The organism is Bacteroides sp. D1, assembly GCF_000157095.2.
Taxonomy (GTDB): Bacteria; Bacteroidota; Bacteroidia; order Bacteroidales; family Bacteroidaceae; genus Bacteroides; species Bacteroides xylanisolvens.
This window is the reverse complement of the sequence record NZ_JH114345.1, coordinates 34,851-46,512: the sequence shown is the minus strand read 5'-3', so window position 1 is coordinate 46,512 and position 11,662 is coordinate 34,851. Positions and strand designations below refer to the sequence as shown.

Genomic DNA, 11,662 nt, shown 5'->3' with positions numbered 1-11,662 from the left:
AAGAAACATAAGCTATTCTGCAAGCGTGCAGGAATAGAGCCGACTATCGGGCATTTGAAATCAGACTTTCGTTTAGGACGCAACTTTTATAAAGGTGTGTTCGGGGATGTTGTCAATCTGCTCTTAGCCGCAGCAGCGTACAACTTCAAAAGAGCCATGAGGGTTCTTTGGCTACTTGTTGAAAAAATCTGCGGGACACTGTTTTCTTGCAATATCCCGCAGATGAGTACTTTTTAAGGGACGACTAATTAGTTGGTTTTTCAGGTGTTTTTGTGGCCTATAAAAATGATTTATTTCTTGGATTTGGGTATTCCAGATTTTTTCAACGAATTCTAATTTTAGAACAAAATATCAACAATTCATACATGACAAAGAAATAATATATCCCCAAATGCAGTTTCAGGGATCTTACATAAGATGGAATAAAGATATGTATATTAGTGGCGGCGATTTAGAACAGACTAAAATGATTCCATCCATTCACTTGACCGACAGATGTTTTTATATCCCTATCTCCATTATAAATCGCGAAACATTGTTCCGTTGGAGTATTGGATAGTTTAGCCCATTTTGAAATACCTTTAAAGAAATCCGGTGAATAAGTTGCTCCTGATTTGATTTCATAGGCATATTGTTTTCCGCCAACCATTCTTAATAAGTCAACCTCATTGCCAGTACTATCACGCCAAAATGATAATCCCGGTTCGACGCCTCTATTATAGGATTCTTTTACAAATTCATTGATGATAAGATTTTCGAACAATCCTCCACGTAAAAAATGAGTAGTTATTTGTTCTGTATTTTGTATGTCAAGTAAAGAACAGGCTAGCCCTGTATCATAAAAATATAACTTAGGAGTTTTTACTAATCGCTTGGCATAATTGTTGTAATCTGGCTTCAGTAAATAACAGATATAACTTGCTTCTAATATAGATAACCAGTTAGTAGCTGCTGTGACAGAAATTCCACATTCATTTGCTAATGATGAAAGATTTAATAATTGACCTATGCGACCTGCACATAATTTGAGGAATTTAATAAATTTGCTTAGATCTCCAATGTTACGCAATAATCTTACATCTCTTTCTACATATGTTTGTATATAGAAAGGATAATAATCATCCGGATTTATTGCTTTATCATAAATACGTGGATAAGCTCCCTTAAAAATTTCTTCATTTACATTGGATGGCAATATTTCTCCTTTTTCCATTTCATAATGCGAAAACGGTAGTAGCTTGAGTACTGCCGTACGTCCAGCTAATGATTGATTCACACTTTCCATTAATAAGAAGTTATGAGAACCAGCCAGCATATACATACCTTCTTTATTCTCTTTATCGGTATGCGTTTGAATATAAGAGAAAAGTGACGGAACTCTTTGAACTTCATCGATAATTGTTTTATCTGGATAGGTGGAAAGAAATCCTCTCGGATCATCTGTAGCAAATAGTCTCATATCAGGATCTTCCAAAGACACATATTCATAGTCCTGAAAGGAATTTCTCAATAATGTTGATTTTCCAGATTGTCTAGGTCCTGTCAATGTGACAATCGGATATTTATTTGCCATTTCAATTAACTTGGATTTCAATATTCTTTCTATCATTGCTGCTCTTATTTTACTGTTTGCAAATTTAATCTTTAAAAGTGAATTTGCAAAACATCTCCATTTTTTTAACTCAAAGTTTTCTATTTATATTAGATCCTTTACAATCATATCTGCAGCATACTATAAGTAATTATAATTTAAGCAGCCTGTCATTGAGCTGGATTTAAACAATGACAAGCTGCTTATTATTTATCTTATATTCAATAATGTACCTTCTATCTGTTCTACGGAGCGTATCTAAGCTATTTTAGCATCAAAGAATTTCTTAAAAACAAGAACTTACATTCAACAACTGATTCGCATGAATAACTGAATTCATACTCTACAATTAGTATTAGCAGCTGTAAAGATGATAAAGATGCGTCTGCAGTTGCCCATGACCCAAACCAACCAATAGAAGTGACAGATTTTACTCCTAAATCTGGGGGGGGAGGAAATACACGAATGGTGATATATGGAGCTAATTTTGGAACGGATCCTTCTATTATTTCCGTGAAAATAGGAGGGAAAGAAGCAATAGTTGTCAGCTCAAAAGGAAACAGTCTTTATTGTCTCACTCCTTCATTGTGCTTTGAAGGTAGTGTCGAAGTAAAAATAGGAAAACAATCTTCCAAAGCGCAGGCTAAGTATGAATATGAGCCACAACTGGTAGTTTCCACTTTGTGCGGATATTTAGATGAATATGGTAAGAAGCTGTTTAAAATTTATTGAAAATAAACGTTATTGCAATGAATAATATATTGTAAATCAGTAGGTTAATCGGAGGTTTGTTCGTAACTTTATGAGTGTCAATTAATTAGAGTTATGGGACAATACTCAACTAACCTTACTGATAAACAGTGGCAAGTTATAGAAAAAATTATAAATCCGCAAGAAAGGAGGCGAAAACATTCTCTCAGAAACATCATGAATGCGATTCTATATCTTCTCAAAACAGGCTGTCAGTGGCGCATGATTCCCAAGAATTTTGCTCCGTGGGAGAGCGTATACTACTATTTTAGCAAGTGGAAAAACGAGGGCATCATTGAGGAGCTCCTTGATACACTTCGCTCTATGGTACGCATCCAGTCCGGTCGCAACGAAAGCCCCAGCATGGGCATTATAGACTCACGAAATGTCAAGACTTCACATCATGTAGATTCTGTTCGAGGACTTGACGGCAACAAGAAGATTAAGGGCAGAAAACAGCATATAATCGTTGACAGCCAAGGTTATCTGATGTCTGTAGCCGTGCATGAAGCCAATGTTCATGACAGCAAGGGTGCTCCGAAGGTCATTGAGAGGCTATCCTACAAATTTCCTCGTCTTGCCAAAATCCTTGCGGATGGTGGCTATAGAGGAAGCCTTGCAGATTGGGTATTTGACAAATTCAAATGGGAACTTGAAGTCGTTCTCAGACCTGATGAATGCCCGTCAAAGTTCAAGGTCATTCCGAAACGATGGATTGTTGAAAGAGCATTCGCATGGCTGGAAAACTTCAGAAGGCTGACAATAGACTACGAGTTCCATGCTGATACTGCAGAGACTATGGTTCAACTTGCTTTCTGCAAAATCATGCTTAACAAAATTATTGTGTAATTTTTAAACAGTTTCTTATTTAAAAAGAAAATTTATCTCATTTAATATTGAATACGAATTCAATGATGTAACAAGTACTAAAGGTGTCAAAATTCCTTATAAAGTAAAGGGAACGATGACACTTCAACGGAATATTAACACACAGATCCCAGATGAGGACCAGTAAATTGAATGGTAATATGGACGAATGAAATAAGAGAGTTTGATAAACTAACTCTAAGTACGAGGGTATCCTTTTCGGACACCCTCTTTACTTATAATAGATCATGATTAGTTACTTCCATTTCTGTTCATCTATTTTTTCCTTTATTGATTTGTATTTTTCCCTTTCTCTTAAAAAACTTCTCTACTTTTGTTCTGTAAGTCGGTCACACGAAACCGACAAAAATGTTAATTAAATCGTAATAATTATGGACATTTAAAAATGTTTGTCTTAGTTGGGAGCTTTATTACCCATGGCAATGATTGCTTATTGGCCGAAAGGAGTTAAAAAGAACGTGGGTGGAATGACATCTGTCAAAAGCATACGAAGCATGGGCTAAGCATTGCGTGGTAGAACCTTACCCGGGACAGAAAAAGAAATAACTGTCATTCCATTTAAAACGGAATGAATAAAAAATTGAATGAATAATGGGGATGAAGGATTCCGGATCAGGAATAACTTCATCCTCATTAATAATATCTGCTATGAGGTTATCTACAACAAGAACTATTGCTCCGCTTGCCCGATGGTAGAATACTTCATGCTTCCTATTTGTCCATCCTTACTCATCGTTTCCGCCTGAATAATCACTGGAGTGGAATATTGGTTATTGTAACATTCAATCACCGCTTTTCCATTTTCATCTGTCCGTACAGACGGGTTCCAGTAGAGCGTCCGTCTTTTGTCCACTTTATCCATATACAATTCTTTGGTCGGGTAGGCAGGTGAATAATATTCCAATGCATGAGTATATCCCTGAATGACTGTTTGCCGGGTACCAAGTACGGCAGTCTGACTTTTGTTCAATACATCGCGTCTGGGTAGGGGAATCAGGTAGAAAACACTGTATTTATCCAGTTTGCTGATATCCACTCCCGTGCTATCCGTAACTTCGGACATTTTGGTGTTTTGGATAATCTCGTCATCGATGCCTCCTGTTCCTTTACTGATGATTATGGAAGCCAATCCATCCACTTCGGTCAGCATCATTTGAGTTTCTGTCTCGGATAAAATGTGATTATCCATGATATAGCAGATTGGTTTCTGCCGATAAGTAAGCTTGTCATTACTACGATCCCAATCGAATTGCGGACTCAACTTTTCCATTAATTCCGGAATAGTTGTGACAATCTTCCCATTGTCACGTAATAAATCAACAGAACGGCGTACATCGTAATAGGCGTCAATGCTTTTCTCATTGATTTTAGTAGCCATATTATTTCCTTGTCGGCGTTTACTTTTTATTTCCACTTCATCCAATACATAAAGCCCTTCTACTTTCCGGATAGAATCCATGTATAGAGAATCAAAATTCTCGGCTTTTTGTTGCCAGTGGGTCAAGTCCTTCCATTCAGGATGAAGTTCCTTGTAACCATAGGCTCGGGGAGCAGGTGAGAAATTACGGTCGATCAGGATGGATGCATCCTTGTTGCGTTCTTTACCGACTTTCCGGGTTTGGATCACCGCTTCCGTGGTTCCTTCAAAGTCTTCGACAGGAATGGTGAAACGACCGTTTTCATCGGTCACGGTTCCTCCAGTGATAAATTGGTCATCTTTCTTCACTATTACACTAAGTGCTATATCTTTCAGCTTATTTTTGAGGATCGTTGATTTAACCTGCCCGTTCAGCACTAATTGTGCTTCCGGTAACTGCAATGGAGTGAAAGGAGCAGTAGAAATGGCTTGGCTCATGTCATATTTACGCCATCCATGCACGATTAATAATATATCCAGTTCCGTTTGCTTCCGGGGAGACGGCGATGCAAAATAATAACCGGGCTGATGGATATATCCTTTTAAATCAGATGTTAATAGCAAATCAGTGAAAATGTTATTGTCATACTCCAGATAATCTGACCGGACGGCATCCCGGATACTGACCGATACATCTCCCGATATCGGTTCTCCCTTGGCATTCTTTACCTGTAACTCACAACGAATAGGAGCGTAGGGAGTATACACCTCTTTCAGTCCCTCTGCGGATAGTTGTAGAGGGGCACGTGGATTGGAAAAGACAAAACGCTCGCATAACGTATTACCAGCTCGGTTGATGAGGCTGACTTGCAGTACACCTGCCGGTAGTTTGCGGGTAGGCAGAATGAACTCTTGTGGAGTGTCCGCCCGGCAACTAATCAGTTGATGAACATACGGCCGCCCTTGATGACTGATAAATACAGCCAATGTATCTTGAGGAGTAGCGGCATTGCAGGATACTTTCACCAAAAGGGCACCGGCATTGTTGACAGTACTCAATACATATCCGTTAGGTAACGCCTGTGGAAGGGTAAATTCATACTTCTTTCCTTGAAAATCGACTTTGGCAACAGCCGGTTGTGCAGAAGGCGTATATTTAAAATGCCCCATTCCATCGTGCAAAGTCTCGAAAGAAGAGATTTCTGCTCCTTCTTTGGTATAAATCGTTCCTGACAATTCTATATTCCCTTCATCTTTACTCTCCGCCTTGAAAGCCACTTGCGAAGTCACTCCTTCCACTAATTGCCCTCCTTCAGGGAAAAAGCGCACACTCAACTTCTCCTTTGTTTCCAACGGACGGTTCTCCATCGACGGACTAAGTTCGTAAGTCGTGATGCTACGTTCCAGCTTATCACTATTCGTCAGTTGATAAATAGGGAAAGTACGTGAGAAATACTGCGGTTCGCTGAAGGCAAGCATCCAGCGAGTATAGGCACGTACCTCATAATAGCCGGATAACATGGAATGGGGAAGAACGAATTGTCCGTTCCCTTCCCCCTGTGTCAGTTTGATGATTTGCTTATCTGTTATATGTCCTGTCTGATCCACCAATTCCACATACAGGGGGCGGCTGATCTGACTGAAAATCTGTTGTCCGGCAAGAGTAACATAGGCTTTGAACCAAATAGTGTCACCGACGTAATAACTCGTATTGTCAAAATGCAAATACGCTTTCTCCCGTGGAAAGTTGTTGGCAAATGTCTGTGCCTGGTTCATGTATTGTTGGAATATAACTTTGGCAGGAGGAGTCTCTCCCCATGCTATTGCTAGTGATAAACAAAAAGAAAGAAGAAAAAGAATTCGTTTGTTTTTCATTTCAATAGGTTTTTAACTAAAATGCAAAGTTAGAATATATTGACCTAAAAATAGAAAATTAATTGTTCAATAAAGGAAAAAAACTATTCAGAGTAGAAATAAAAGTTCATGGACGCATTGTATATCTGTTGGATAGCATATATACCAGATTTTATTCTTTATTGATTAGCATTTTTCCTTCCTTTTGCATAAACTTCTCTATTTTTGTTTTTCAGATAATTGATAATACTATGGTAAAGAAAAATTTCTTGATGACTGCACCCTTACTGATGGCGTCATTTTGTTCGGCACAGGAAAAACCGAACGTTGTACTGATTATGGTAGATGATATGGGCTATTCCGATATTGGCTGCTATGGTGGAGAAATACTGACCCCTAATATTGATGCATTGGCATCCAAAGGAGTACGTTTCACACAATTCTACAATACTTCACGTTCATGCCCCACCCGGGCTAGTTTAATGACAGGATTATATCAGCACCAGACGGGTATCGGGCAGATGTCCGAAGACCCGTTTAATCAACCCAATCAAAAGAGCCCGAACGACTGGGGAGTGCCGGGATATAAAGGATTCTTGAACCGGAACTGTGTTACGATAGCCGAGGTATTGAAAGAAAGTGGCTACCATACTTATATGGCTGGTAAATGGCATCTGGGGATGCATGGAGAAGAAAAGTGGCCTTTGCAACGGGGATTTGAACGCTTCTACGGGATTTTGGCAGGAGCTTGCAGCTATCTCCGTCCATCGGGGGGACGTGGCTTGACTCTTGATAACACGAAACTTCCGGTACCGGAAGCACCTTATTATACAACAGATGCATTTACCGATTACGCAATCCGCTTCGTTGACGAACAGAAAGACGATAAACCTTTCTTCCTTTATTTAGCTTTCAACGCTCCTCACTGGCCGTTGCAGGCAAAAGAAGAAGATATTCAAAAATTCACGAAGATCTATCGTGAGAAAGGATGGGATGAAATTCGTGAAGCAAGGCGCAAACGGATGACCAAGTTGGGAATCATCGAACCGAATACAGAGTTTGCCGAATGGGAAAACCGGAAATGGAATGAATTGACGGAACAGGAGAAAGATAAAGTAGCCTATCGGATGGCTGTTTATGCAGCACAGGTGCATTGTGTAGATTATAATGTGAGAAAGTTGCTGGATTACTTGAAAAAGAATCGTAAACTGGATAACACGCTTGTCATGTTTCTATCCGACAACGGTGCTTGTGCCGAGCCATACGCTGAATTGGGAGGCGGAAAAGTGTCTGAAATCAACGACCCGGCTTGTAGCGTATTCCCTTCTTACGGAAGAGCATGGGCGCAGGTTTCCAATACTCCGTTCCGGAAATACAAATGCCGTTCTTATGAAGGAGGTATTTCCACTCCTCTCATCGTGTCGTGGAAAAGCAATCTGAAGAATAAAAAAGGTGAATGGTGTCGTGTTCCCGGTTATCTGCCGGACATTATGCCGACTATTCTGGAAGCAACAGGAGCCACTTATCCGGAAACTTATCACGGTGGAAACAGAATATATCCATTAGTAGGCAGTAGTCTTTTCCCAGCTATTCAGAAGAAAACAGACTCTTTGCATGAATATATGTATTGGGAACATCAGAACAATAGAGCGATCCGCTGGGGAAACTGGAAAGCAATCCGCGACGAAAAAGGAAAAGAATGGGAATTGTACGATGTGGTTAAAGACCGTACCGAACGTAACAATCTAGCGGAACAGCACCCTGAAGTGCTTACCAAGTTAGTTGCCGAATGGGAGAAATGGGCGAATGCAAACTTTGTATTACCCAAACATCCGAAGAAATAAATAAAGGAGGAACACAAAATGAATAAATTAAGTAAGTGCATCTGTAGCCTTGGGAGCTACCAGCCTGTCTTTCGCCCAGCAAACGGAAAAACCGAACTTCCTATTGTTCATAGCCGACGACTGTTCTCATTATGATCTGGGCTGTTATGGCAATGTTGATTCGAAGACTCCGAATATCGACCATTTTGCCACACAGGGAGTACGCTTCACACAAGCCTATCAGGCTGTTCCGATGTCATCGCCTACCCGCCATAATCTATATACAGGTGTATGGCCTGTACGCAGCGGAGCTTACCCTAATCACACTTGTGCCAATGAAGGCACATTGAGCGTTGTACATCATCTGCAACCGTTGGGTTATAAAGTCGCGTTGATCGGGAAATCGCATATTGCCCCGAAATCAGTATTTCCTTTCGACCTTTATGTACCTCCTTTGAAAGGTGTGGACTTGAATTTTGAAGCAATTCAGAAATTTATTTCCGATTGCAAGGCGAAAGGCGAACCTTTCTGTCTGTTTGTAGCCTCCAATCAACCGCATACTCCTTGGAATAAAGGCGATGCCTCTCAATTTAATGCGGACAAACTGACACTGCCTCCTATGTATGTAGATATTCCCCAGACTCGCGAGTTGTTTACTCATTATCTGGCAGAGATCAATTATATGGATCAGGAATTTGGTAATGTCCTTTCTATCCTGGATCAGGAAAAAATGACGGATAAATCTGTTGTCGTATATTTGAGTGAACAAGGCAACAGCCTGCCTTTTGCCAAATGGACTTGTTATGATGCGGGGGTACACTCTGCTTGTATCGTTCGCTGGCCGGGAGTGATTAAGCCGGGAAGCGTGAGTGACGCGTTGGTGGAATATGTCGATATTGTCCCTACTTTTGTCGATATAGCAGGAGGAAAACCGCTGGCGAAAGTAGATGGCGAAAGCTTCAAACCGGTATTGACAGGCAAGAAGAAAGCACACAAGGAATATTCTTTCTCCCTTCAGACCACGAGAGGCATCAATGCCGGATCACCTTATTATGGCATCCGTTCGGTATACGACGGTCGATACAGATATATTGTCAATCTCACCCCGGAAGCTACTTTCCAGAATGTTGAAACAAAATCTCCTTTGTTTAAAAAGTGGAAAAGTCTGGCGGAAACGGATAGTCATGCAAAAGCGATGACGATTAAATACCAGCATCGTCCTGCTATCGAATTGTATGATGTGAAGAACGACCCGTATTGTATGAAGAATCTGGCGGAAGACGCGAAACAAGCTTCTACCATCAGCCGTCTGGATAAAGAGCTGAAACGCTGGATGAAGGATTGTGGAGACGAAGGACAACCTACCGAAATGCGTGCCTTCGAACACATGCCGGGAAAGAGAAAATAAGCCGTCACACATCAAAACGAATAAAACACAGAATGTAATTTATAAATCGTATATCATGAAAGAAGAATTTTTTGGTTTGCTTTGTGGATGTACTCTGCTTCCGGCATTTCTTCATGCGCAGACAGAGCGTCCCAATATTGTGATTGTATTGGCCGATGATTTGGGTTGGGGAGATGTAGGATTTCATGGTAGTGAAATCAAGACTCCCAGTCTGGATGCTCTGGTGGGCGAGGGAGTGGAACTCGAACGCTTTTACACTTCTCCCATCAGTACGCCCACCCGTGCGGGACTGATGACGGGACGTTACCCGAACCGGTTTGGTGTCCGTTCGGCTGTTATTCCGCCCTGGCGTGAAGACGGACTGGATGAGAATGAAGAAACGATGGCCGATATGCTGGCACGTAACGGATATAAGAACAGAGCCATTATCGGTAAATGGCATCTGGGACATACGAAGAAAGTGCATTATCCGATGAATAGGGGCTTTTCGCACTTCTATGGTCATCTGAACGGTGCGATAGATTATTTCGACCTGACGCGTGAGGGTGAACTGGATTGGCATAATGATTGGGAAACTTGTCATGACAAGGGCTATTCTACCGAATTGATAACCCAAGAAGCCATCCGCTGTATCGATGCATACGAGAAAGAAGGTCCGTTTATGTTGTATGTGGCCTATAATGCACCTCATACACCTTTGCAGGCACAGGAAAAAGATATAAAACTCTATACAGACAATTTCGACAGCCTGACACCGAAAGAACAGAAAAAAGCGACTTACAGTGCAATGGTTTCTTGTATGGACAGGGGAATCGGTGCTATTGTAGATGCCTTGAAGAAGAAAGGAATTATGGACAACACTTTCTTTATCTTCTTTAGTGATAACGGCACTGCCGGTGTTCCGGGATCCTCATCAGGACCTTTGCGTGGACATAAATTCGACGAGTGGGATGGAGGGGGACATGCACCGGCTGTTCTTTATTGGAAGAAGGCAGAGAAACAATATAAGAACTTGAGCTCACAAGTGACGGGCTTTGTTGACCTTGTTCCCACGTTGAAAGATTTGGTAGGAGATCACAGCCGTCCGAAACGTGAATATGACGGTATTAGCATTCTCCCTGTATTAAACGGTAAAAAGACCTGTATCGACCGCGACTTTTATCTGGGACACGGAGCAGTAGTCAATAAAGACTATAAACTGATAAGAAAAGGTATGAAACCGGGTCTGGATTTGAAACAGGACTTCCTGGTTGATTATAAAACAGATCCTTACGAAAAGAAAAATGCCAGCGCAGGAAACGAGAAAATTGTGAAGGCTTTGTATGAGGTTGCCCTGAAATATGACACGATCACTCCTTGTATACCGGAAGTACCTTACGGTAAAGGTCGTGACGGATTCAAAGCTCCTAAAGAATGGAAAGTAGTACGTTGAATCTGTTAACCCTATGAATTGAAAATAATACAAGATGGAAAAATCAATGATTAGTTTATGCCTCCTAGGAGGATTGGCGATAGGGAATGGGTTTGCCCAAACTCCTTCGAAGCCATCCGCGCTATATGTCATTCCGTATGCTTTGTCGTTATTCGGTCGCGCGCACTAGAAGAGATTTATTTCTCATCTTTTTATTGCGCATTTCTCATTCAGATAACCATATGCTTTCATGTTTTCCATTCGTTCTCACCTTGTTTTTAATAAGCAGGGCAGACGCATTAAAAATTATTGTTCTGTAAAAGTTGTGACAAATATTTTTCATCCCATCCGGCTTTTAGTCTTTTCAGATTCATACTTCCTTTTGTTGTTTTATCCTTCTTTAGTATGGTAAGTGCCATCTTTGTTGCCACCGAAAAGTTTCTGGCTGCATTTTTCACCTTTTTACTGTAGTCTTCTCGAAAGGTAACATCCAATTGCCAATGAAGATTATTCTCAATAGACCAATGCTGTCTGATGGCAGATGCAATCTCCTCCGGTTTGGTATTATCAAGTGAAGTTA

General features: G+C 40.8%; 8 protein-coding genes and 1 pseudogene. 6 read left to right on the top strand and 3 right to left on the bottom strand.

What is annotated here, in order from left to right; translation table 11 throughout:
• The coding region (locus BSAG_RS24505; protein ID WP_008997668.1) for a transposase at positions 1-237 on the top strand (237 nt) is incomplete at its 5' end.
• Positions 238-451: 214 nt separating this feature from the next.
• On the opposite strand, the gene BSAG_RS06715 is transcribed toward BSAG_RS24505, so the two are convergent.
• Positions 452-1,609: an ATP-binding protein gene (locus tag BSAG_RS06715; RefSeq protein WP_004316928.1), complete on the bottom strand. Its 1,158-nt coding sequence runs from the start codon at positions 1,607-1,609 to the stop codon at positions 452-454.
• Positions 1,610-2,011: 402 nt separating this feature from the next.
• Here BSAG_RS06715 and BSAG_RS0223350 point away from each other — a divergent pair, with 402 nt between their 5' ends.
• The gene (locus BSAG_RS0223350) at positions 2,012-2,323 is read left to right on the top strand and encodes an IPT/TIG domain-containing protein (RefSeq protein WP_232286451.1); all 312 of its coding nucleotides are present in this window, start codon (positions 2,012-2,014) and stop codon (positions 2,321-2,323) included.
• A 93-nt stretch (positions 2,324-2,416) separates the two neighbouring features.
• Entirely contained in the window at positions 2,417-3,190 is a 774-nt protein-coding gene (locus BSAG_RS06720; protein ID WP_004316930.1) for an IS5 family transposase, read from the top strand.
• Positions 3,191-3,899: 709 nt separating this feature from the next.
• Here BSAG_RS06720 and BSAG_RS06725 read toward each other — a convergent pair.
• Complete coding sequence (locus BSAG_RS06725; protein WP_004316931.1) at positions 3,900-6,461, bottom strand: hypothetical protein; 2,562 nt, start codon at positions 6,459-6,461, stop codon at positions 3,900-3,902.
• Positions 6,462-6,691: 230 nt separating this feature from the next.
• On the opposite strand from BSAG_RS06725, the gene BSAG_RS06730 reads away from it, so the two are divergent.
• The 3 genes from BSAG_RS06730 to BSAG_RS06740 are packed head-to-tail and all read left to right on the top strand — an operon-like array spanning position 6,692 to position 11,103.
• The gene (locus BSAG_RS06730; protein WP_032811581.1) at positions 6,692-8,284 is read left to right on the top strand and encodes an arylsulfatase; all 1,593 of its coding nucleotides are present in this window, start codon (positions 6,692-6,694) and stop codon (positions 8,282-8,284) included.
• Positions 8,285-8,333: 49 nt separating this feature from the next.
• Positions 8,334-9,671 carry a sulfatase gene (locus BSAG_RS06735; RefSeq protein ID WP_004316933.1) on the top strand — a complete coding sequence of 446 codons (1,338 nt, stop codon included), beginning with the start codon at positions 8,334-8,336 and terminating at the stop codon, positions 9,669-9,671.
• 55 nt (positions 9,672-9,726) lie between these two features.
• On the top strand, positions 9,727-11,103 hold the full coding sequence (locus BSAG_RS06740; protein ID WP_008770418.1) for an arylsulfatase B: 1,377 nt from the start codon (positions 9,727-9,729) through the stop codon (positions 11,101-11,103).
• 278 nt (positions 11,104-11,381) lie between these two features.
• Here the strand turns inward: BSAG_RS06740 and BSAG_RS06745 are convergent.
• A pseudogene (locus tag BSAG_RS06745) lies at positions 11,382-11,662 on the bottom strand (ISAs1 family transposase); the annotation flags it as partial.